24 protein-coding genes are annotated in these 22258 nt (G+C 33.5%); 14 read left to right on the forward strand and 10 right to left on the reverse strand.

Annotation, left to right across the window (positions count from 1 at the left end; all coding sequences use genetic code 11):
* Window positions 1-2: 2 nt before the first annotated feature.
* From V6246_RS09210 to V6246_RS09235, 6 genes are all read right to left on the reverse strand, one after another.
* A complete protein-coding gene (locus tag V6246_RS09210; RefSeq protein WP_341560117.1) occupies window positions 3-872 on the reverse strand; it encodes a tetratricopeptide repeat protein in 870 nt (289 codons plus the stop codon).
* A 56-nt stretch (window positions 873-928) separates the two neighbouring features.
* Entirely contained in the window at window positions 929-1966 is a 1038-nt protein-coding gene (locus V6246_RS09215) for a vWA domain-containing protein (RefSeq protein WP_042496050.1), read from the reverse strand.
* Window positions 1967-2055: 89 nt separating this feature from the next.
* Entirely contained in the window at window positions 2056-3063 is a 1008-nt protein-coding gene (locus tag V6246_RS09220) for a vWA domain-containing protein (RefSeq protein WP_159018637.1), read from the reverse strand.
* The gene (locus V6246_RS09225) at window positions 3063-4706 is read right to left on the reverse strand and encodes a hypothetical protein (RefSeq protein ID WP_445818996.1); all 1644 of its coding nucleotides are present in this window, start codon (window positions 4704-4706) and stop codon (window positions 3063-3065) included. The genes V6246_RS09220 and V6246_RS09225 overlap by 1 nt, the downstream gene beginning before the upstream one ends.
* Window positions 4707-4779: 73 nt before the next feature.
* Entirely contained in the window at window positions 4780-5646 is an 867-nt protein-coding gene (locus V6246_RS09230; RefSeq protein ID WP_074936765.1) for a DUF58 domain-containing protein, read from the reverse strand.
* Window positions 5647-5745: 99 nt separating this feature from the next.
* A complete protein-coding gene (locus V6246_RS09235; RefSeq protein WP_159018638.1) occupies window positions 5746-6747 on the reverse strand; it encodes an AAA family ATPase in 1002 nt (333 codons plus the stop codon).
* 273 nt (window positions 6748-7020) lie between these two features.
* Here V6246_RS09235 and V6246_RS09240 point away from each other — a divergent pair, with 273 nt between their 5' ends.
* The 4 genes from V6246_RS09240 (at window position 7021) to V6246_RS18455 (ending at window position 10072) form a co-directional block, all read left to right on the forward strand.
* The gene (locus V6246_RS09240; RefSeq protein ID WP_341560119.1) at window positions 7021-7773 is read left to right on the forward strand and encodes an SDR family NAD(P)-dependent oxidoreductase; all 753 of its coding nucleotides are present in this window, start codon (window positions 7021-7023) and stop codon (window positions 7771-7773) included.
* On the forward strand, window positions 7770-8399 hold the full coding sequence (locus tag V6246_RS09245) for an HD domain-containing protein (protein WP_341560120.1): 630 nt from the start codon (window positions 7770-7772) through the stop codon (window positions 8397-8399). The genes V6246_RS09240 and V6246_RS09245 overlap by 4 nt, the downstream gene beginning before the upstream one ends.
* A 1-nt stretch (window position 8400) precedes the next feature.
* Window positions 8401-9534, forward strand: coding sequence for an ATP-binding protein (locus V6246_RS09250; RefSeq protein ID WP_341560121.1), 1134 nt, complete (start codon window positions 8401-8403; stop codon window positions 9532-9534).
* Window positions 9535-9880: 346 nt separating this feature from the next.
* A complete protein-coding gene (locus tag V6246_RS18455) occupies window positions 9881-10072 on the forward strand; it encodes a PID-CTERM protein-sorting domain-containing protein (RefSeq protein WP_159018641.1) in 192 nt (63 codons plus the stop codon).
* Here V6246_RS18455 and V6246_RS09255 read toward each other — a convergent pair.
* On the reverse strand, window positions 10058-10645 hold the full coding sequence (locus V6246_RS09255) for a riboflavin synthase (RefSeq protein ID WP_341560122.1): 588 nt from the start codon (window positions 10643-10645) through the stop codon (window positions 10058-10060). The two genes, V6246_RS18455 and V6246_RS09255, sit on opposite strands and share 15 nt — an antisense overlap.
* Window positions 10646-10721: 76 nt before the next feature.
* Between V6246_RS09255 and pdxA the strand changes: the two genes are divergently transcribed.
* From pdxA to V6246_RS09290, 7 genes are all read left to right on the forward strand, one after another.
* Window positions 10722-11792: a 4-hydroxythreonine-4-phosphate dehydrogenase PdxA gene (gene pdxA, locus V6246_RS09260; protein WP_341560123.1), complete on the forward strand. Its 1071-nt coding sequence runs from the start codon at window positions 10722-10724 to the stop codon at window positions 11790-11792.
* Between the two features lie 130 nt (window positions 11793-11922).
* Window positions 11923-12465: a YceD family protein gene (locus V6246_RS09265; RefSeq protein WP_341560124.1), complete on the forward strand. Its 543-nt coding sequence runs from the start codon at window positions 11923-11925 to the stop codon at window positions 12463-12465.
* A 9-nt stretch (window positions 12466-12474) separates the two neighbouring features.
* Window positions 12475-12675 (forward strand): 50S ribosomal protein L32, encoded by a 201-nt coding sequence (gene rpmF, locus V6246_RS09270; protein WP_042496062.1) that lies wholly within the window; start codon window positions 12475-12477, stop codon window positions 12673-12675.
* Between the two features lie 180 nt (window positions 12676-12855).
* Complete coding sequence (locus V6246_RS09275) at window positions 12856-13854, forward strand: beta-ketoacyl-ACP synthase III (protein ID WP_341560125.1); 999 nt, start codon at window positions 12856-12858, stop codon at window positions 13852-13854.
* Window positions 13855-13879: 25 nt separating this feature from the next.
* On the forward strand, window positions 13880-14359 hold the full coding sequence (gene accB / locus V6246_RS09280; protein ID WP_159018646.1) for an acetyl-CoA carboxylase biotin carboxyl carrier protein: 480 nt from the start codon (window positions 13880-13882) through the stop codon (window positions 14357-14359).
* Window positions 14360-14450: 91 nt separating this feature from the next.
* Entirely contained in the window at window positions 14451-15803 is a 1353-nt protein-coding gene (accC, locus tag V6246_RS09285) for an acetyl-CoA carboxylase biotin carboxylase subunit (protein WP_341560126.1), read from the forward strand.
* A gap of 386 nt (window positions 15804-16189) precedes the next feature.
* Window positions 16190-16651: a 3-oxoacyl-ACP synthase gene (locus V6246_RS09290; RefSeq protein ID WP_341560127.1), complete on the forward strand. Its 462-nt coding sequence runs from the start codon at window positions 16190-16192 to the stop codon at window positions 16649-16651.
* Here V6246_RS09290 and V6246_RS09295 read toward each other — a convergent pair.
* The 3 genes from V6246_RS09295 to dprA form a co-directional block, all read right to left on the reverse strand.
* Complete coding sequence (locus V6246_RS09295; protein WP_341560128.1) at window positions 16646-17266, reverse strand: HAD family hydrolase; 621 nt, start codon at window positions 17264-17266, stop codon at window positions 16646-16648. The two genes, V6246_RS09290 and V6246_RS09295, sit on opposite strands and share 6 nt — an antisense overlap.
* A 356-nt stretch (window positions 17267-17622) precedes the next feature.
* Window positions 17623-18531: an ABC transporter ATP-binding protein gene (locus V6246_RS09300; protein ID WP_341560129.1), complete on the reverse strand. Its 909-nt coding sequence runs from the start codon at window positions 18529-18531 to the stop codon at window positions 17623-17625.
* A gap of 92 nt (window positions 18532-18623) precedes the next feature.
* Complete coding sequence (dprA, locus tag V6246_RS09305) at window positions 18624-19727, reverse strand: DNA-processing protein DprA (RefSeq protein ID WP_341560130.1); 1104 nt, start codon at window positions 19725-19727, stop codon at window positions 18624-18626.
* Between the two features lie 104 nt (window positions 19728-19831).
* Between dprA and V6246_RS09310 the strand changes: the two genes are divergently transcribed.
* The 3 genes from V6246_RS09310 (at window position 19832) to V6246_RS09320 (ending at window position 22256) form a co-directional block, all read left to right on the forward strand.
* The gene (locus V6246_RS09310) at window positions 19832-20767 is read left to right on the forward strand and encodes an HU domain-containing protein (protein ID WP_341560131.1); all 936 of its coding nucleotides are present in this window, start codon (window positions 19832-19834) and stop codon (window positions 20765-20767) included.
* A 75-nt stretch (window positions 20768-20842) separates the two neighbouring features.
* Window positions 20843-21352, forward strand: a complete 510-nt coding sequence (locus V6246_RS09315) for an acyl-CoA thioesterase (protein ID WP_282148811.1) — start codon at window positions 20843-20845, stop codon at window positions 21350-21352.
* Between the two features lie 133 nt (window positions 21353-21485).
* On the forward strand, window positions 21486-22256 hold the full coding sequence (locus V6246_RS09320) for a UDP-2,3-diacylglucosamine diphosphatase (RefSeq protein ID WP_341560132.1): 771 nt from the start codon (window positions 21486-21488) through the stop codon (window positions 22254-22256).
* The last annotated feature ends 2 nt before the right edge of the window (window positions 22257-22258 follow it).

Here is a 22258-nt window from a genome sequence, read left to right on the forward strand (position 1 = left end):
AACTACCAATCCTTATCGGTTTTAACCTTAACACCCTTTACTTTTTCGGCATTCATTTTTTCTTGAACAGCTTGCTCTTGATTATTCATGGCTTCCAGCAAGTTTTTTATTTGCTGTGGAGACATTTGCCCTGGCTGAGGTTTTGGCTGTTGTTGCTCTTTTCTATCTTGATCGCCATCTTTTCCCTTATCTTCCTTTTCATCTTTAGGCTTGCCCTCATCGTCTTTTTTATCGTCGCCTTCTTTCTTGTCTTTATCGCCTTCGTCCTTCTTATCGTCTTTGTTCTCGTCGTCGCCTTTATCTTTATTTTCCTTATCTTCTTTATTGTCTTTATTGTCTTTATTATCCTTCTCGTCCTTTTGATCTTCGTTTTTATCTTCTTTATCGTCCTTATTTTGGTCTTCCTGATCTTGCTGCTCCTTAGCGCATTCTTTAGCCAAGCCTAAGTTGTAACGTGTTTCATCATCTGCAGGATTATTTCTTAAGGCACTTTTAAAAGCCTCAACAGCTTCTTTACATTTTTTACCTTTCATTAAAATAGTTCCTATATTATGGAAGGCTTTATGTTTTTCAGATTTTGATGTTGCTGTAGTAGCAGCTTGTTCTAAACGAAATACAGCCTCATCAAAACTTCCTTTAGTATAATAGGCATTACCTAAATTATAAGCGCCTGCTATACTTTTTGGATTTTCGGAAATTGCTTTTCTATATTCCATTTCGGCTAAAACATAATCGTCTTCATTCACCAAGTTATTCCCTTCGTAAACAAAATCGTTCGCCTTTTTAAGCGCTAATAACTGTGCCTTTTCTTCTTCTTGAGAAAAAGAAGAAAGACTTACCAATAAAACTATAAGTGTTGCTAAGTATTTCATTTTTAAATTCTTCTATCTAAGATAAAAAACTCAGATTTTTTTGTTTGTTAATGAAACTATAAATTCTCATTAAATAAATTCAATTTTTTCAACCAACCTGTTTTTCTCTCTAACAAGAAAACATCTATTAGTAATAAGAAAATCCCTAGGCCTAAAAACCATTGAAATTGATCTTTAAAATCGGCGAATTGTTTGGCTTCAAACTCCGTTTTATCCATACCGTTTAATATTTCACGAATATGTTCAACAACATCATTTGTATTTTTCCCGTTAATGTAAGCACCATTAGCTTCTTCGGCAATTTTCTTTAAGGTGTCTTCATTTAAACGCGTAATTACCGTTTCACCTTGATTATCTTTTTTATAATTTAAAACAATACCGTTTCTTTTGATAGGAATTGGGCCTCCTTTTAAATCTCCCACACCAATGGTAAATATCTTGATACCTTGCTCACTAGCTTGTTCAGCGTAAGCTAAAGCATCTTCACTATGATCTTCCCCATCTGAAATAATGATTAAAACACGATTGGTTTGCTCTTCATTATCAAAATAAGTGGTTGCTAATTTTATGGCTTCGTTTATCGCTGTTCCTTGCGAAGACAGCATATCGGTATTCATGTTGTTTAAAAACATTTTAGCCGATCCATAATCTGTAGTTATAGGTAACTGCGGAAATGCTTTACCTGCGTATGCAATAATACCAACACGATCACTGGCTAAATTATTGATAATTTGCGTTACCAATTGTTTAGATTTCTCTAACCTATTTGGTGCAATATCTTCGGCTAACATACTTTTAGAAACATCGACCGCAAAAACAATATCGACTCCTTCACGCTTTACCGTTTCTAGTTTTGTACCCACTTTTGGGTTTACCAAAGCAATAGTTAAACACAAAAAGGCTAAACTTAAAACCACCACTTTTAAAATGGATTTAAACAACGATTTATTCGGGCTTAAACGCTTTAAGAGTTCTTTATCGGCAAACTTTTTCTGTGTACGGTATCTCCAAAATTGAAGTAACAAAAACAGCACAATTATTACAGGAATAATTGCTAGCGTCCAAAACCATATTTTTTCTTCTAATTGAAACATGTATCAGTTTTCAGTTTTTCAATATTCATTTCGCAGTTAAGCTCGATGCCTAAATTTGTTTATCGAGTTTGCTGCTGTCTAACTTCTTTTTAAACAAAACTCTTAAATAGTGTATTACGTAAAAGTAATTCTAACAACAACAAGAACCCTGCTAAGAGTACTAATGGCCTATATTTTTCTTCGTAATTATAAAATTTAAACTCTTCAACATCTGTTTTTTCAAGCTTATTGATTTCGCTATAAATTTCTTCTAATTTTTTATTATTTGTCGCTCTAAAATATTTTCCACCAGTTGCGGTAGCAATTTCTTTTAATAGCGTTTCGTCTATTTCTACTTTAATTCTGCCGTATTGAAACTGCCCAGTTCTAGGGTCGATAGCCACAGGCGATAATGCCATACCATTTGTACCTAAACCAATAGTGTAAGTTTTAATACCGTATTCTATAGCTAATTCGCTAGCAATTTTTGGATCTATAAATCCTGAATTATTAACACCATCGGTTAGCAAAATAATAACTTTACTTTTCGCTTTACTATCTTTTAATCTATTTACCGATGTAGCTAACCCCATACCGATAGCGGTTCCGCCTTCAATAATATTATTATACTCAATACTTTTTAAAGAGCGCAATACAATAGCTTTATCACTAGTTATTGGTGTTTTGGTATAACTTTCTCCTGCATATTCCACCAAACCAATTCTATCGTTGGGACGGCCTTTAATAAATTCTGCAGCAACTTCTTTTAAGGCATCTAATCTATTTGGACGTAAATCTTTAGCCAACATACTAGCCGAAACATCTATAGCCATTACAATATCGATACCACGTGTTGTTTTTGTTTTAGACGAAACATCTACGGTTTGCGGTCTAGCCAACGCCATAATTAACAACGCTAAAGCCAATAGACGTAACACAAACATAATAGGCTTAAGTTTAGTTAACCAAGAACTAGTTACTTTAAAACCTTTTAAACTAGACATTTTTAACTCTGCCGTTTGCTTGTTGCGCTTAAACGCATACCATACAATTGCCAGAGGCAAAAGCAAAAACAACCAGAAAAATTCTTTATTTACAAACTCGATCCCTTCAAACATTATTCTTCTGCTTTTTTAAGTTCAACTGAATTTAAAATACGCTCCACAATTTTGTCGGCATACTCATCAGTTTTATTCCATACAATGGAAATACGTTGTAAAATATTTTTAGATGAAAATTGCAAAATAACATATTGTCCTTCGTAAAATTCATCGGAATTTAAAATAGGGAAACTCGCCGTGCCATGAGTTTTTAAACCTTCGGCTCCATTTGGTGTTGTAAACTTATCGTTTAACACAGAAATATCGGTAACACCAGCTTGCTCTAATTGTTTTATTGCTCCATTTTGAGCCTGTTCTAAATCAATATCTTCTTCTGGGTTGGCTTGTTTTAAAATTATTGTAGATACATCTACACTAAAGAAGTTTAACAAACTACCATAACTAAAACTCGTAACACTCATTTGAGCTTGAGCTTCTTCTGGAAGCTCTACCGTATTACGTTTTAAAACTTTTGGAGTTGTAATATTAATTGGAGGCACACCGTATGCACTAGTTACCCAATCACCCTCTAAAAGCTCGATACTATCGTGACCAATAATAGTATCTTTAACATAACTAAAACCATATTTTAAAGAAAACCCAACAAAGGTTGCAATCATTAAAAACACAGCAATAACTACGGTTAAAATAATTTTATTACGCTTCTTTTTACGCGCTTGTTCTTCTCTATATTTTTCGTCTAAAAGCTTTTCTTCTTCTGTAGGTTCTGGCAAGGCTTCTTTTACGTGATCTATTTCTATATCAATTGTAGTTCTATCAATTTTTGCCAATTCAATATCCGGCGCAGATTTAGCAAATTTCACTAAATCGGCACGTTTTAATATGCTTTCTAAGTTTTTAATATCTTCTTTACTTAAATCGACTTGATTTCCTTCCTTTAGGATGTTTAATCGTTTAATAAGTTCATCGGTTGTGCTTTCTAAAGCGCGATCGTAAACCTTTTCATCTAAATATTTTCTAATAATAAAGGTTAACTCAGAATAGTAATCTTTTAAATTCTCTTGTTCTAAATATGGACTTTCATCTAAATTCTTTAGAGCTAATTTTGCACGATCGTACGGTGGTAATAAGGCTATTTTTTCTTCTTCGGAAAGCGGCTTTTTACGCCAAATAAACCAATACAACAGAAAGCCTACTACACTAATAATTAAAAGTGTAATTAATAAATACTTCCACCAATTACTAGCCGATTTTTCAACTTCAATAATGGGCTTTATATCGTAAAGGCCTTGTTTTGTTGTATCTATAACAACATTATTAACTTCAACCTTAAGCGAATCGGTAAAAAAAGTTTTTGTACCAATAATTATTTTTTGTCTAGGAATAGTATAAGAACCCGAATCGAATTGAGTTAAGCCGTATTTTTTAACAAGATTGTATTTGTCTTTATTTTTTAAAGTATCTACCCCATAAGATTCAATCATTTCTAAAGGAGAAAACGATTGTCCTTCCGGAAAAACAACTAAACTTGTAGTATCGGTTTCAACTTGAATATGATACGTAATTTGTTCGCCAATTTTTATAGATGTAGAATCTATTGCCGATGTAACTTGAGAAAAAGACAATAGAGAACATAGAAAAAAGAAACTAAAGGCGATTACAGCACGCCTTCCGATAATTTTTGAGCAACCTATGGCCAACTCCTGTTTATTTAATTCTATATTATGTATAGTAATTTGTCTCACGTTTATTTTTTTTAACTGCTAATATTAATTATGCTCTATGTTTAAAATAGCCCAATAATTTTTTTACATAACTTTCGTCAACACGGCAATCTATAGCGCCTGCTCCCGATTTGGTGAAACTTTCTTTATAATATTTTGCCTTTTCGTGATAGAACTTATTATAATTCTTACGTACGGTTTTAGATGATGTATTGACTAGCATAAGCTCGCCCGTTTCTTCATCCTGCATTTGTACAATACCTAAATTAGGAATATCCTCTTCGCGTTTATCGTAAACACGAATGCCAGTAACATCGTGCTTTTTAGCAACAATTTTCATGGTTTGATGGTAATCGTCTGCAATAAAATCAGAAAGCACAAAAGCAATTACTTTCTTCTTCATAACATTTTGCATGAACTTTAAAGCTTCTACTAAATTGGTTTGTTTACTTTCTGGCTTAAACTCTATTAATTCGCGAATAATGCGAAGTACATGCGAACGCCCTTTTTTAGGCGGAATATATAATTCTACCTTATCGGAAAATAAAATAAGGCCAATTTTATCATTGTTCTGTGTTGCCGAAAAAGCTAAAGTTGCTGCAATTTCTGTTACAACTTCATTTTTAAATTGATTCTCGGTTCCAAAAAGTTCTGATCCCGAAACATCAACCATAAGCATCATGGTAAGTTCGCGCTCTTCTTCAAAAACCTTTACATAAGGTTCGTTGTATCGAGCGGTTACATTCCAATCTATATTTCTAACATCGTCTCCAAAATTATACTGGCGAACTTCACTAAAAGTCATACCACGCCCCTTGAAAGTCGAATGATATTCGCCTCCAAAAATATGATCAGACAGCCTACGCGTCTTAATCTCAATTTTTCGTACTTTTTTTAGTAATTCTTTAGTATCCATGTTTTCAGTTTGCAGTGTGCAGTCTTCAGTTAGCAGTCAGAACATATCAGAATTCGAGTAAGCAGCTGCCTACTGAACATTGATTTACTGGTAACTTCTTTATGGTACTTCAATTTCGTTTACAATTTTTGTAATAATATCTACCGAGGTTACATTCTCTGCTTCAGCCTCGTAAGTAATACCAATTCTGTGACGTAACACATCGTAAACTACGGCGCGAACATCTTCTGGAATTACATAACCACGACGTTTAATAAAAGCGTAACATTTAGCTGCAGTTGCTAAGTTAATACTACCACGTGGCGATGCTCCAAAGGAGATTAGTGGTTTTAAATCGTTAAGCTTATATTTTTCTGGATAACGTGTAGCAAAAATAATGTCTAATATATATTTTTCAATTTTCTCATCCATGTAAACCTCACGAGAAGCTGCTTGCGCTCTTAATATTTGCTCTACAGAAACTACAGGGTTTACTTTTTCCCAAGACCCTTTTAGATTAGAACGCATAATAAGTTGCTCCTCATCTAATTTTGGGTAATCTATAACTGTTTTTAGCATAAAACGATCGACTTGAGCTTCTGGTAACGGATATGTTCCTTCTTGCTCAACCGGATTCATAGTTGCCATAACTAAAAATGGTTTATCTAATTTAAAGGTTTCATCACCAATAGTAACCTGCTTTTCTTGCATAGCTTCTAATAATGCCGATTGTACTTTTGCTGGCGCTCTGTTAATCTCATCTGCCAATACAAAGTTTGCAAAAATAGGTCCCTTTTTTATCGAGAAATCATTAATTTTCATGTTGTAAATTAATGTACCCGTAACATCGGCTGGTAATAAATCTGGTGTAAACTGAATACGACTAAAACTACCATCAACCGCTTGTGCCAAGGTATTAATAGCTAATGTTTTTGCTAATCCTGGAACACCTTCTAATAAAATATGTCCTTGCCCTAATAAACCAATAAGTAAACGCTCGACCATATGTTTTTGGCCTACAATTACTTTATTCATTTCTAGCATCAGTAAATCAACAAAAGCACTTTCTTTTTCGATTTTCTCGTTTATGCTCTTAATATCAATTGTACCTGTATCTTCCATTATTTTTATTAATTAAAAAGCCTAATATACAGCCCTTATTTGAGTCGTGCAAATTGTTAATTTTTTTCGTGAGATGCTGTTAAAAATTGGTTAAAAATTAAAGTAAATTCAATGTTTTCGCACTTTAACCTATTATTATGATAAGAAATTCTTAATTATTTTTCAATTCGTTTTAGAAATAGACATATATCTATAATTTTTCATCAAAGTTATTATCATAAAATTGTTTTAAGTATTTTTATACAAGAATTAAATGACGATAAATTAATAAGCATGACTAAAACAGCCCTAATTACAGGCGCAACAAGTGGTATAGGCGAAGCAACAGCTTACGAATTCGCTAAACATGGCATAAAATTAATAATTTGTGGCAGACGGTTAGAACGCCTAAACACTATACAAAAAGCACTAGAACGCTTAACTGATGTACATATTTTAAATTTCGACATTCGCAATAAACAAAGTGTTATTGTCGCTATTGAAAACTTACCCAAAGATTTTAAAAACATAGACATACTAATTAATAATGCTGGTAACGCCCACGGATTAGACCCTATAAACGAAGGAAACCTTGACGACTGGGACGCCATGATGGATATAAACGTAAAAGGTCTGCTTTACGTAAGCAAAGCTATTATTCCACAAATGACGGCTCGAAAATCTGGACATATTATAAACATAGGATCTTCCGCAGGCAAAGAAGTTTACCCCAACGGAAATGTTTACTGCGCAACTAAACATGCCGTTTTAGCAATTACCGAAGGCATGCGCATAGATTTAAATCCGTTCGGAATTAAAGTTGGTGCCGTAAACCCAGGCATGGTAGAAACCGAATTTTCGCAAGTACGGTTTAAAGGAGATCCTGCGGCTAATAATGTTTACAAAGGATTTAAAGCTTTACAAGCCAAAGATGTGGCTGATGTAATTTACTTTGCAATTTCTAGACCTGCACACGTAAACCTTGCCGACATTTTAATGTTTTGTACCGCACAAGCAAGTAGCACTATTGTTAATAAAGAGTCATGATCGATTCCCTAAAACATCAATGGTTTCAGTTAGCAACAAAATATACTAAAGATAATATTTTAGCAGAATCTCTATGGATAGAAATTAAAACACAATATGAGCTTAACGCGAGGTATTATCACAATTTTTCACATATAGATGCCATGCTAAAGCAAGCTGAAATACATAAAGAAGCAATAGAAAATCACGACGCTTTTTTATTTGCAATTTGGTATCATGATATTATTTACAAACCAACCAAACAAGACAATGAAGTTCAAAGCGCTGTTCTAGCTAAAAAAAGACTTAAAAAGCTACATTTAGAGCAAAACACATTAGAAAAAATTGAACAGCTAATTATTTCAACTAAAAAACATAAAATTTTATTAGGTGAAAATTCTGATAACGCATTCTTATTAGATATCGATTTATCAATTTTAGGAAGCGACTGGAAAACCTATCAAAAATACACTGAGAACATCAGGAAAGAGTACCGCGTCTATCCTAGCTTTATTTACAATAAAGGAAGAAAACAAGTGCTACAAAACTTCTTAGAGCGCGAAACGTTATTTTTCACACACCCCTATCAATCTAAATTTGAAACTCAGGCCAGAAAAAATATTTTGAAAGAAATAGAACTACTATAAAATGATCAATAAACGCCTTCTCATAAAACATCTACTAGCTCACAATGACGAGAACAGTTTTTATGATAAAAAGCGAAAAATTGATATTGGACACAAAGAAGGAAAAGCAAAATTCTTAAAACACGTTTGTGCTTTATCAAACAGTAACCCAAAAAACAACTCGTACATAGTTATAGGGGTTGAAGATGAAGACAATCAAATTATAGGGGTTGACTTTTTTGATGATAGTAAAATTCAGAATTTAATAAATGCCTATTTAACAAACCCTCCAATAGTACAATACGAAAACATTCCTTTTCCACACTTACCAGACCATAAAGTTGTTGGCTTAGTAACTATTAGGCCAACAGGGAAATTAACCTCTTTACGAAAAAACGTATGGAAATATTACGGAGGCTCTGTATTTTTTAGAGATGGAAGCATAAGCATGCCTAAAGTTTTCGATACGGATATTCAAGATGTGAATTCTAAAATTGTTGAGGCTATCGAAAAAAACGCTCAAAACAATATAGAACACACACTCGACGGCGTTTTCGACTTCATGAAAAAACGTATAGATTACAATCCACAATATAAAGTATTTAAAGAGTATTTTGTAATGTGTTGGGCCGGACAAAAGAAAACAACAAAAGATCAAATTTACTACTCCCGAGTTGATATTAAGCTTATAAACGAACAAGTACTCTTGTTTTTTTCAGCATTAGATGAAGTCTCTATAAACATAACCGAAGATGCCTTCGAGATTATAGAATACGTTAATCTTGGGTTTCAAAACTCTAACAAATACTATCCTTTAGAAGAAACCATTATTAAATTTGAAAATAACGCCAGTTATAGCATTGAAACAAAACTCCTTTTTGAACCTCCTCAGTACGATAAAAAGATTTTACACCATATTTACAACACCAACAATGCCATTTTAGAAAAATTAAAAAAAGGACACTTATTAACAAAAGCAGAAGAAACCGATTTAAAAAACTTACCTGTAACTTACTTAATCTGCTATTTAAATCTATTTCATGAAGCAATAGAAAAACTCAACGAAGCCAAGCCTTATTTAAAAATATATAATGGAGAAATCTATACCTTATATAAAGAAACAATAAGGGTTTTAAGAAAAATTAAATACAGTTAAATTATAATTCTTAACCATATATTAACCTAGAAACTCATTTACTTCAAAAAATAATATTACTTTTGTGATGCTATTAATCTTTTTAAGATATAAACCTTGATTCTGTTTTTAATTTATTAAACACAGTTCAAGGTTTTTTTTTGCAAAAAAAAAAAAAAAGAAATATAACCTCCTGTTTTTTAACAACAAACATACTTTTCAACAAATAAAAGCGTTAATCTAATACGATTTACGCACTCTAAAACATGTATTTCACCGATGTTTCAAGTTGTTTTATGGATATATTTTTTTAATTTATAGATTTTATACTTTGTAACTTGGCTTTTTTTAATATTTTTACAGCATAATGACAATACAAAACAAAAGAATATTTGCCTCAATCTTATTTGTATTAATAAGTTTTGCATGCACGGCTCAATCGATACCGCCGCCGCCGTTAGCACCTGGACCTCCAGGACTACCTATTGACGGAGGAGTAATAGCAGGAGCATGTTTCGCCATATTTTATGGTGCAAAAAAACTATTAAAACGAAGCTAGTTTAGCAACATACTTCCCTAATACATCAAATTCAAGATTGACCACAGTACCGTTTTTAAAGGTGTTAAAATTGGTATGCTCATAAGTGTAAGGAATAATAGCAACACTAAAACTATCTTTTTTAGAATTAACAACAGTTAAACTTGTACCATTTACAGTTACCGATCCTTTTTCTATAGTTAAGTTTTTATTTTCATCAAAATTATAACTAAAAGTAAATACCCAACTTCCGTTTGCTTCTTCAACATTTGTACAAACAGCAGTTTGATCTACGTGTCCTTGAACAATATGTCCATCCAGACGATCACCCAATTTCATGGCACGCTCTAAATTCACCTTATCATTAACTTTTAAAGTATTTAAATTTGTTTTATCAAGTGTTTCTTTAATTGCTGTAACGGTATATTCATCGTTATCTATAGCCACAACTGTTAAGCAAACTCCATTATGAGCCACACTTTGATCTATTTTTAATTCCGAAGTTATTCCGCTTTTAACGGTAATATGCAGATTATCTAATTCTTTTTTAAGGTTTGAAACTTCCCCTATATTTTCAATTATTCCGGTAAACATAGTATTATCTGTTTATTTAGTTAAATTTGCAACAGCAATTGAATTTCAAAATTACAAACAAAAGTTGTCTTTTTTAATGAAGCAAGCAGAAAATATAATAGTAGGAATATCTATAGGAGACCTAAATGGTATTGGTGGAGAAATTGTTTTAAAAACTTTTGAAGACGAAAGAATTTTAGATTTCTGTACACCAGTTATTTTTGCATCTATTAAAGTAATGAGTTTTTTAAAAACCCATTTTAACTCAAACATAAACTTTCATAGCATAAATAGCGTCAATCAAATTACTATAGGAAAGGTAAACGTGTTTAACACATGGAAAGAGCCTGTAAAAATTAATTTTGGTCAAGAAGATTTAAAAATCGGCGAATTTGCAGTAAAATCTTTAGCATCGGCAACTCAAGCCTTAAAAAATGGTGATGTTGATGTATTAGTTACAGCACCAATCAACAAGCACAATATACAGTCTGAAGAATTTAATTTTCCAGGACACACCGATTATTTAGCACAAGAATTGGAAGGCGAAAGCTTAATGTTTATGGTAACGGATACGCTTAGAGTTGGCCTACTTACAGATCATGTTCCTGTAAAAGATGTTTCAACACATATTACAGCCGAGTTAATTCAGCAAAAAATAGCAACGGTATATAAATCCTTAGTAACAGATTTCAATATACAAAAACCAAAAATTGCTGTTTTAGGCATTAACCCGCATACAGGAGATAATGGCGTTATTGGTAGTGAAGATGATGATGTACTAAGACCAACATTGAAAAAAATCAAAGAATCGGGCAAACTAGTTTATGGTCCTTATGCCGCTGACAGCTTTTTCGGATCCGATAACTATAAAAATTTCGATGCCATAATTGCATCATACCACGATCAAGGCTTAATACCTTTTAAAACATTATCATTTGGCCAAGGTGTTAACTTTACAGCTGGATTAAATAAAATCCGCACTTCACCAGACCATGGCACAGCTTATGAAATTGCAGGAAAAGGTGATGCAGATGAAAACTCATTTAAAGAAGCTTTGTTTAGCGCATTAAGAATATACAAGAACCGAAGTGAATTTGAAGAGCTAACTTCAAACCCATTAAAAAAAGCACCAAGAAACGAACGCAGTAAAAACTATAAAGACAGATAGTAAGTAGCTGTTTTCCACAGCAAATACGCTGTATTGCAACATAAAAGAAAGATATAAACAAAAAAATGTTTATAAGTAACGCCACGTAAATAAAAATTTATATATTTGCAGGCTCAAATTAGAAGTGATAATGAAGCCATTAAAAGAGTTTACAATTCCATTTGTAGGGTTAAAGATCGGCAAACATCAATTTAATTTTGATATTAAAGAAACGTTCTTTGAACATTTTGAGTATGAAGATTTTAACAGTGTAAACGTTAAAGCTGATGTTATTTTAGAAAAAAAATCGACATTGCTTGAATTGAACTTTAAAATCTCTGGTTCCGTTAACGTAAATTGCGATTTAACAAACGAACCTTACGACCAGATTATTGAAAACGATTTCAATTTGGTAGTTAATTTTGGAGATGAATATAACGATGAAAACATCGATATTCTAATATTACCTCACGGTACCTACGAAATTAGCTTACAGCAATACATTTATGAACTAATTGTATTAGCAGTACCAATTAAACGTGTTCACCCTGGAGTAGAAGATGGAACATTAGATTCCGACATACTTGAAAAATTAGAAGAATTAAGCCCTGGGCTTAAAGAAAAAAACGAACAAAACGAGGATGATATAGATCCTCGCTGGAATACATTAAAGAAATTATTAACGGATAAATAAACATATAAAATGGCACATCCTAAAAGAAAAATCTCGAAAACAAGAAGAGATAAAAGAAGAACACATTACAAAGCAACTGCGCCACAGATTGCTACTTGCCCTACAACAGGTGAGCCTCATTTATACCACAGAGCACATTGGCATGAAGGTAAATTATACTATAGAGGTCAAGTATTAATTGACAACTCAGAAGTAGAAAACGTAGCATAATAACTATGCACGCATATAATAAAACACTCATTTATGAGTGTTTTTTTTATGAAATGACTTTTCGAATAGCAAAAAAACGTAAATTGCGTAAAATTCCACTCAATTTGCGTGGTTTTTAAAACAATTTTGAGCGTTTTTGTTCAATTTTAATGATTTTTCAGTCAAACCAACTAAAAAGTTATGAGTAAAATCTCTGCAGCCATTACAGCTGTTGGCGCTTATGTGCCCGAATACGTATTAACCAATCAGATCCTTGAAACGATGGTTGATACAAATGATGAATGGATTACTTCTAGAACAGGAATTAAAGAACGTCGTATTCTAAAAGACGACGGTAAGGGTACCTCGTACCTAGCTATAAAAGCTGCCCAAGACCTTATTAACAAAAAAGGTATTGATCCAAAAGATATAGAACTTGTTATAGTTGCTACAGCAACTCCAGATATGAAAGCTGCCTCTACGGCATCATTTACAGCCTCAGAAATTGGTGCTATAAATGCTTTTTCTTTCGATATGGATGCTGCATGTTCTAGTTTCTTATTTGGTATGTCTGTTGCTGCAAGTTATATTGAAACTGGCCGTTACAAAAATGTATTATTAATTGGAGCCGATAAAATGTCTTCAATTATTAATTATAAAGACAGAGCTACTTGCATTATTTTTGGCGATGGCGCTGGAGCCGTTCTTTTTGAACCAAACGAAGAAAACCTAGGTTTACAAGATGAGTATTTAAGAAGTGACGGAACCGGTCGTGAGTTTTTACAAGCTACTTACGGAGGATCATCACACGCCTTAACTCATGAAATATTAGACGAAGGCGGACATTACGCCTTTCAAGAAGGTAGAACCGTATTTAAAAACGCTGTTTTTAATATGGCCGATGCTGCCGAAAAAATATTAAAGCGTAACAACTTAAATAAAGACACTGTAGATTGGTTAGCCGCACATCAAGCAAACAAACGTATTATTGATGCTACAGCAAACCGTATGGATCTAGCACCTGAAAAGGTAATGATTAACATAGAAAAATACGGGAACACTACATCTGCAACGCTTCCATTGTTAATAAATGATTACGAATCGCAACTTAAAAAAGGAGATAATGTTATCTTTGCCGCTTTTGGAGGCGGATTTAACTGGGGTTCTATTTATTTAAAATGGGCATATAACACAAAGTAATAACCAACCTTTAAACACCAAAATTATGGATATAAAAGAGATTCAAAACTTAATCAAATTTGTTGCAAAATCTGGAGCAAGCGAGGTTAAACTAGAAATGGATGATATTAAAATCACCATTAGAACAGGTTCAGAGTCCGATACAACTATCGTGCACCAAGTTCCTGCAACTCATCAAATGCCACAAATAGCACAACCATTAGCAGCACCTGCACAAGCAGAAGCAGCAGCTCCTGTTGCAGCGCCGGCAGACGAAGATTCAAAATATATAACTATTAAGTCACCAATTATTGGTACATTCTATAGAAAACCATCACCAGATAAACCTTTATTTGTTGAAGTAGGTCAAACTATTGCAGAAGGTGACGTACTTTGTATTATTGAAGCTATGAAACTTTTCAATGAAATTGAATCTGAAGTTTCTGGTAAAATAGTAAAAATATTAGTGGACGATTCTTCACCAGTAGAATTCGACCAACCTTTATTCTTAGTAGATCCATCTTAATTTGAAGTTTAAAGTTTAAAGTCTAAAGTCTAGCACCACGTGTTAAACTTATATTCTCATAAACCATAAACTCTTAAACTCATAAAAAGATATGTTTAAAAAAATATTGATTGCCAATAGAGGCGAAATAGCACTACGTGTTATTAGAACCTGTAAAGAAATGGGCATAAAAACGGTTGCAGTATATTCTACTGCAGATGCCGAAAGTTTACACGTAAAATTTGCAGACGAAGCCGTATGTATTGGCCCAGCAGCAAGTAGCGAGTCTTACTTAAAAATGTCAAATATTATATCTGCGGCAGAAATTACAAACGCAGATGCCATTCACCCAGGATACGGTTTTTTATCAGAAAACGCTAAGTTTTCTAAAATATGCGAAGAACACGGTATCAAATTCATTGGTGCATCTCCAGAGATGATCGATAGAATGGGCGATAAAGCAAACGCTAAAGAAACCATGAAAGCTGCCGGTGTACCTTGTGTACCAGGAAGTGAAGGTATTATTGAAACCTTTGAAGATTGCATACGTGTAGCCGAAGAAACTGGTTACCCTGTAATGTTAAAAGCCTCTGCCGGTGGTGGTGGTAAAGGTATGCGTGGCGTTTTTAAACCAGAAGATCTTAAAGATGCCTGGGATTCTGCTAGACAAGAATCTAAAGCAGCCTTTGGAAATGATGATATGTACATGGAGAAACTTATTGAGGAGCCTCGCCATATCGAAATCCAAATTGTAGGCGATTCTAATGGTAAAGCCTGTCACTTATCAGAAAGAGACTGCTCTATTCAACGTCGTCACCAAAAATTAACCGAAGAAGTTCCATCGCCATTTATGACGACAGCTTTACGTAAAAAAATGGGAGAAGCTGCCGTAAAAGCAGCCGAATATATTAAATACGAAGGCGCCGGAACTATAGAGTTTTTAGTAGATAAGCACCGTAACTTCTACTTCATGGAAATGAACACTCGTATCCAAGTAGAACACCCAATTACAGAGCAAGTAATCGATTTCGATTTAATTCGTGAGCAAATTTTAGTAGCTGCAGGCGTGCCAATTTCAGGTAAAAACTACACACCAAAATTACACTCTATAGAATGCCGTATTAATGCTGAAGACCCGTTTAACAACTTTAGACCTTCACCAGGATTAATAACCACACTACATGCCCCTGGAGGCCATGGTGTGCGCTTAGACACCCACGTTTACGCAGGTTATTCTATTCCACCAAACTACGATTCTATGATTGCAAAGTTAATTACAACAGCGCAAACTAGAGAAGAAGCCATTAATAAAATGAAACGTGCGTTAGATGAATTCGTAATCGAAGGCATCAAAACAACCATCCCGTTCCATAGACAATTAATGGATCATCCAGATTATTTGGCAGGTAACTATACCACGGCCTTCATGGAAGATTTTGTGATGCAAAAACAAATTGAAGAATAAATAATTAAAACTCCGGAAATCATTTTCGGAGTTTTTTTTTGCTTAAAACCTAAAGTATCATTTGGGCGTTACCGCAAGGGTCGGGCTTTCAGCTATATCTTTATTTGTGCAAATCCGTATTAGAAACTAGCAACATTTTTCACATCTCCTAAAAGTCTCAATACCAAATTTTAGGTCTTTTAGCACAAAAAAGGATGCCGCATCAATCCCTAACGCAAATTTAGGCTACATCAAAAAACAGTAAATTAATAAGATATAACTGTCGTTTAGCATAAAAAATCAACTCATTTACCATAATAACTACGGCATTTACAAAACCTTATAAGCATCTATAATATTCCAATAAAAAATATGCTATTTTAGTCGCCCGGAATACGCAGAAACCAATGAAACAACCATTAGAAATTAAGCAACACTTATTTAATCTCTGTTTAGAGTCTATAGATTCTAGATTCCAAACCATACAAAATACCATTAACGAAATCCAAGAATCTTTAACTTCCGAAACCAAAAGTAGCGCAGGCGACAAGCACGAAACAGGCCGTGCCATGTTGCAATTAGAACGTGAAAAAGCAGGAAACCAGTTAGCAGAAATTAACAAAACTAAAGTAGCACTTTCGAAAATTGATATCTCAAAAACATCACAAACCGTAGGTTTGGGCAGTGTAATTTATACCAATCAGGCTAACTATTATATTGCAATTAGCGCAGGCGAGTTAACGTATAACAATCAAAAATTCTATGCCATATCTCCAAACACACCAATTGGTTTGTTATTAATAGGCAAAACAGTTAACGATGCTATTACATTTAGATCGCAAAATTTTAAAATAGAATCAGTATTATAATACTTGGCTAGCAAAATCAGACAGTAAATTATAATCTTTTACATGGAAGGTTTGTATACCTAAATTTTCCGCAGCCTTGATATTATCAATCGAGTCATCAATAAAAATAGATTCTTCCGGCTTTAAATTACCATCCTTCAAAAGAAAATTAAAAATACCTTCATCTGGTTTTCTAATTTTTACTTCGTGAGAATAATATGCTTTTGTAAACAAATCGTTGAATTTGTAACCATTAACCACTTCAAATTCATCTAAAAAATATTTCTGATGAATAGCATTTGTATTACTCAAAAGGTAAAGATTGTACTTTCCTTTTAAACTTTCTATAAATGCAATGCGCGCTTTTGGCATATCTAAAATCATAGCATTCCAAGCGGCTTTAATAACTTCATGATTTGGTGCTTTACTCGATAATTTAGATAAAGCCTCTAGAAACTCTTCTTCAGAAATCTTACCTATTTCAAAATCATAAAAAAACGAATACTCGTAATGGTGTCCTGTTTTATTCACAATATTATCAATTCCAATAGTCTGTAATTCGCTAATGGTTTTCGGAACATCTAAATTCAAAATAACACCGCCTAAATCGAAAATAACATTTTTTATAGTTTTCATTTATAAGTTTCTTCTTTGTGAATAATAGCGCTAAGCTCAATACGTAACCAAAAATAAAGAAATAGAATGAAACAAATAACAGGCACTCCATTACTTTAATATTAAAATTTTTACAAAAAACAGGAAAATCACCCTTTTAATATAGGGCAATGCCCTAACCGAATAAATGTGCTGTTTATTTACTTTTACGGCATCATTAATCGATTACACGAATAGTAATACAGAATAAAAGAAAAAACATTAAGAAGAAGAAAACACAAATCTACCTTACTAAACCTATATTAATTTCAACCTATTATCAACAAAAAAAGAGTGACGATTGCCCCCATAATCTTCATTCTTTTTTTTGTTTTAATCTAGTTAATCACAAGGCAAACCTCAGTATCTACATCAAAAGGTTTTTTATGCTCAAAGAACACTAGCTCTCCATTTAAATCAGCTTCTATTAAATAATAATGGCCTTTAAAATAAGTTTGTTTCACTCTAACTTTTAAACTAGAATCTTCAATCACCTCAAGCTGATGAGCATAAATAATTTTATTATCTATAACATTAAACTCTCCAAAAAATGATGCTATTAAAGGTGTTTTAGGGTTTTCAAAAAGATCTTCGGGAGCGCCTTCCTCTTCTACTTCATGGTTATTTAAAATTAACATTCTATCAGCAAAACCTAATACATCTTCTTTGTCGTGGGTGGCAACAACACAAGCAATATTTTTCAGTTTTAAATATTTAAAAACATTACGGCGTAAAGACTGTTTTTTGAAGTTATCAATATGACTAAACGGTTCGTCTAGCAACATAATTTCAGGTTCTTTAGCCAAAGCTCTAGCCAAAGCAACACGTTGTTTTTGTCCGCCACTTAAGGTTTTCACTTTCACTTTCGCAAAAGCAGTAAGTTCTACAACTTCAAGCAATTCTTTAATGCGTTCTTGTTTTTCTTCAGGATAAAAGTTAGATAAAAAAGCACCTATATTTTCGGCAACCGAGGTAAAAGGCATTAAATCGAACTCTTGCGCTACATACTTCATAAAATCGTAACCAACTACCAAGTTATATTTAGGACCAAGAATTTCAGTGTCTCGCCAAAAAAGGCGTCCTGAATTTAAATCGAATTCACCATAAAGCAATTTTAAAAGCGTGCTTTTACCAGAACCACTTTCTCCAATAATAGAAAGCTGTTCTCCTGCTTTTACAGAAAAAGAAATATTTTTTAAAATCTCTATTTTTTGATAAGAAAAAGAAATATTATTGACTTGCAGCATTTTAGTTTTTTAATGAAATGAGACCATAAAGGCCTTAATTATAATACTCGTTTTTAACGATTAAATCACTCAACAGTAACAGCGTTTATGTTTTAAAGAATCTCAAACAATTTACCAGGCAATGGTCGTACCACACCTTTCAACTCCATGTTTAACAAAATGCCGGCTACTTTAAAAATAGGCAAATTACAATTAATAGCTATAATATCTAACTGCTGTTTTTCGTTTTCTTTTAAATAATTATAAATCACTTTTTCGGTAGCATCTAACTCTACAAAAAATTGTTTTTGTATCGCAGGTTTTTGAGCATCTTGCAGTTGCCAATTTAAAATATAGGGCACATCTAAAGGCGTAGTAAGCATGTGCGCACGTTGCTGTTTAATTAAATTGTTACAGCCCACGCTTTGGCTATCGGTGGTACGGCCTGGCACTGCAAACACATCTCGATTATAAGAGTTCGCGATATCCGCAGTTACTAAACTCCCGCCCTTTTCTGCAGATTCTATAACAATGGTAGCTTCACTTGAACCAGCGATAACACGGTTTCTCTTTAAAAAATTATTTCTATCAAAATTATCAGTACTCCAAAAATCGGTAAAAAACCCACCATTTTTCTCCATGTCTACCATATACTTTTTATGAACTTTAGGATAAATTTGATCTAGACCATGCGCCAAACACGCCACGGTTTGCAAACCATGTTTAATGGCCGCCTTATGCGCAGTAATATCGGTTCCGTATGCAAAACCCGAAATAATAACCGGATTGTAAGGTTTAAGTGTTTCAACAAGTTTTTCGCAAAAAGCAATACCATTCGTGGTAATTTTTCGAGCACCAACAATACTAATTAAGCGTTGCTTTTTTAGGTCAATATTACCAGATTGAAATAATAAAATAGGCCCATCGATACAATGCTTTAACTTTTCGGGATAATCGCTATTCTCAAAATACGAGACTTTAATATTATTCGCTTCAATAAAACGCATTTCCTTTTCAGCCTCTTTTAAATGGTGTGGTTTAGACAAACCTTCTAAAATAACTCGACCAACACCGTCAATTTTAAGCAAGTTTTCTCTCTTTTCTTTTAGAACAGCTTCCGCAGAACCACATTGAGAAATGAGTCTTTTGGCTGTAATATCTCCAATATTTGGCACATGTTGTAAGGCTAAGGCGTAAAGCAAGTCATTTTCTGTCATCGTAAAAGGCTTAATTTCAATCTACAATAAAAGAATTTTTAATCTGTTAATAAAAACATCACGATAAATTTTATCGAAAACTATAATTTTCTAACTTTGTCTTTATGCAATTAGATACCTACATAAGCGACTTACTATATAGATATGAATGTGTTACCATCCCTGAGTTGGGTTCATTTTTGACACAAACTGTATCTGCAACGATAAACGAAACTACAAACGCGTTTTTCCCGCCAAAAAAAGTTTTATCTTTTAATGAGCAAATTCAGAAAAACGACGGTTTATTAGCACATTATATTGCCGATGTAGATAAAATACCTTTCGAGGTTGCAAATAAAAAGATTGCAAAACTTGTTGCAGTTTTAAAAGATAATTTAAGCGAAGGCGAAACCGTAAATTTTAAAAACATTGGAGGCCTTGTTTTTAATGCTGAAGGTAAAATTACATTCGAGCCATCGTACCAATTAAATTATTTAACAGATGCTTTTGGATTATCTCAATTTGAATCGCCAGCGGTAACACGTGAGCTTTACAAAGAACAAGCCGAACGCATTGAAAAAGTAATACCAATTACTGTTACTTCAGAAAAACGCAAAAGCAGACCATATTTAAAATATGCTGCCATAGCTGTAGTTGCTTTAACGTTTGGAGGTTTAGTGGCTTCTAATTTTTATGTAAATCAAATTGAAACACATAACCAATTAGCACAGCAAGAAGCAGAAAAGCAGTTAGACACTAAAATACAACAAGCTACTTTTAATTTAAATCCATTGCCAGCAATAACGTTAAACGTTTCTAAACAAACGGGTAACTTCCATATTGTAGCAGGTGCTTTTAGAGTAGAAGAAAATTGTGATACTACGGTAGCACAACTTAAAGCAGATGGTTTTAGCGCTCGTAAAATTGGCACAAATAAATACGGTTTACACCAAGTTGTTTATGCTAGTTTTGAAACACGTGCAGAAGCTAGAAAAGCTTTGCAAAACATTAAAACTTCGCATAATAAAGACGCTTGGTTACTTGTAAAAAAACTAGACTAGTAGTTTTTACAAAACCGCGGTTCTTTTACTCGCATAATTGTTAACTTTGCCACATCATAAACCTAATTATTTTTGATGCAAGTAAAAACACCTGAACAATCTAGAACTATAATGACAGATTTGGTTTTACCTAGTGAAACCAACCCGTTAAACAACTTATTTGGTGGCGAATTATTGGCCAGAATGGATCGCGCAGCCAGTATTGCAGCACGTAGACACTCGCGCCGTATTGTGGTTACCGCCTCGGTAAACCACGTTGCTTTTAACCGTGCCGTACCACTTGGTAGCGTAGTAACAGTAGAAGCTAAAGTATCTCGAGCCTTTAAAACCTCAATGGAAGTTTTTCTAGATGTTTGGATCGAAGATCGCGAATCTGGCGACCGCGCCAAAGCTAACGAAGCTATTTACACTTTTGTTGCCGTAGATGAAACTGGACGTCCAATCCCTGTACCAGAAGTACAACCAGAAACCGAACTTGAAAAAGAACGTTTTGATGCAGCTTTGCGTCGTAAACAATTAAGTTTATTATTAGCTGGAAAAATAAAACCAAGCCAAGCCTCAGAACTTAAAGCTCTTTTTGACTAAGATCAAAAAATATCTGTGTGCGTAACTTTTCATAATTAAGATGCGCATACAGAACACTTAAAGCTTAAAGAATCCGTTTGCAGAGGATGACTGCAACAACACACATTCTTCCTAAAAAAGTTATATTTACAGTATGCAAATTCCAAAAGGAAAAAAAATATATTTCGCCTCAGACAATCATTTAGGAGCTCCAACAAAGGAAGCCTCTTATCCACGTGAAAAAAGATTCGTGGCTTGGCTAGATGAAATTAAGCATGATGCGGCTGTAATATTTTTAATGGGAGATTTATTTGATTTTTGGTTTGAATACAAAACAGTAGTCCCAAAAGGTTTTACAAGAACCTTAGGGAAACTTGCCGAAATATCAGACTCTGGAATACCAATCCATTATTTTGTGGGCAACCACGACCTTTGGATGGATGGCTATTTTCAAGAAGAACTTAACATACCAGTTTACCATAAACCTAAAGAATTTGTTTTCAATAATAAAACATTTTTTATTGGTCATGGCGACGGTTTAGGCCCATATGACAAGGGTTATAAACGCATGAAAAAAGTATTTACTAATCCGGTTTTTAAATGGTTATTCCGTTGGTTACACCCAGATATTGGCGTAGGAATTGCACAATATTTATCGGTTAAAAACAAACTAATTTCTGGCGACGACGATGCTACATTTTTAGGGGAAGAAAACGAATGGCTTGTACAATATGCCAAACGAAAACTAGAAGATAAATATCGTGATTACTTTATTTTTGGTCACCGACACTTACCAATGAATATTGATTTAGGTAACAACTCTAATTATCTAAATATTGGAGATTGGATTCAATATTTTACCTATGGTGTTTTTGATGGTGAACAGCTTGAGCTAAAAACATACGAACTTAACACCGATAAATAAAC

Source organism: Algibacter sp. TI.3.09, assembly GCF_038154905.1.
In the GTDB taxonomy this organism is placed as follows: domain Bacteria; phylum Bacteroidota; class Bacteroidia; order Flavobacteriales; family Flavobacteriaceae; genus Algibacter.

Excerpts from the sequence above, each read along its gene's own strand:
- V6246_RS09235 (WP_159018638.1), bottom strand. The coding sequence starts at position 6,747 with ATGGAAGATACAGGTACAATTGATATTAAGAGCATAAACGAGAAAATC.
- accC (WP_341560126.1), top strand. The coding sequence starts at position 14,451 with ATGTTTAAAAAAATATTGATTGCCAATAGAGGCGAAATAGCACTACGT.
- V6246_RS09295 (WP_341560128.1), bottom strand. The coding sequence starts at position 17,266 with ATGAAAACTATAAAAAATGTTATTTTCGATTTAGGCGGTGTTATTTTG.
- V6246_RS09315 (WP_282148811.1), top strand. The coding sequence starts at position 20,843 with ATGCAAGTAAAAACACCTGAACAATCTAGAACTATAATGACAGATTTG.
- V6246_RS09255 (WP_341560122.1), bottom strand. The coding sequence starts at position 10,645 with ATGTTTACCGGAATAATTGAAAATATAGGGGAAGTTTCAAACCTTAAA.
- V6246_RS09320 (WP_341560132.1), top strand. The coding sequence starts at position 21,486 with ATGCAAATTCCAAAAGGAAAAAAAATATATTTCGCCTCAGACAATCAT.
- V6246_RS09310 (WP_341560131.1), top strand. The coding sequence starts at position 19,832 with ATGCAATTAGATACCTACATAAGCGACTTACTATATAGATATGAATGT.
- V6246_RS09275 (WP_341560125.1), top strand. The coding sequence starts at position 12,856 with ATGAGTAAAATCTCTGCAGCCATTACAGCTGTTGGCGCTTATGTGCCC.
- V6246_RS18455 (WP_159018641.1), top strand. The coding sequence starts at position 9,881 with ATGACAATACAAAACAAAAGAATATTTGCCTCAATCTTATTTGTATTA.
- V6246_RS09265 (WP_341560124.1), top strand. The coding sequence starts at position 11,923 with ATGAAGCCATTAAAAGAGTTTACAATTCCATTTGTAGGGTTAAAGATC.
- rpmF (WP_042496062.1), top strand. The coding sequence starts at position 12,475 with ATGGCACATCCTAAAAGAAAAATCTCGAAAACAAGAAGAGATAAAAGA.
- V6246_RS09220 (WP_159018637.1), bottom strand. The coding sequence starts at position 3,063 with ATGTTTGAAGGGATCGAGTTTGTAAATAAAGAATTTTTCTGGTTGTTT.
- V6246_RS09210 (WP_341560117.1), bottom strand. The coding sequence starts at position 872 with ATGAAATACTTAGCAACACTTATAGTTTTATTGGTAAGTCTTTCTTCT.
- V6246_RS09215 (WP_042496050.1), bottom strand. The coding sequence starts at position 1,966 with ATGTTTCAATTAGAAGAAAAAATATGGTTTTGGACGCTAGCAATTATT.
- dprA (WP_341560130.1), bottom strand. The coding sequence starts at position 19,727 with ATGACAGAAAATGACTTGCTTTACGCCTTAGCCTTACAACATGTGCCA.
- V6246_RS09290 (WP_341560127.1), top strand. The coding sequence starts at position 16,190 with ATGAAACAACCATTAGAAATTAAGCAACACTTATTTAATCTCTGTTTA.
- V6246_RS09230 (WP_074936765.1), bottom strand. The coding sequence starts at position 5,646 with ATGGATACTAAAGAATTACTAAAAAAAGTACGAAAAATTGAGATTAAG.
- V6246_RS09245 (WP_341560120.1), top strand. The coding sequence starts at position 7,770 with ATGATCGATTCCCTAAAACATCAATGGTTTCAGTTAGCAACAAAATAT.
- V6246_RS09240 (WP_341560119.1), top strand. The coding sequence starts at position 7,021 with ATGACTAAAACAGCCCTAATTACAGGCGCAACAAGTGGTATAGGCGAA.
- V6246_RS09250 (WP_341560121.1), top strand. The coding sequence starts at position 8,401 with ATGATCAATAAACGCCTTCTCATAAAACATCTACTAGCTCACAATGAC.
- pdxA (WP_341560123.1), top strand. The coding sequence starts at position 10,722 with ATGAAGCAAGCAGAAAATATAATAGTAGGAATATCTATAGGAGACCTA.
- accB (WP_159018646.1), top strand. The coding sequence starts at position 13,880 with ATGGATATAAAAGAGATTCAAAACTTAATCAAATTTGTTGCAAAATCT.
- V6246_RS09300 (WP_341560129.1), bottom strand. The coding sequence starts at position 18,531 with ATGCTGCAAGTCAATAATATTTCTTTTTCTTATCAAAAAATAGAGATT.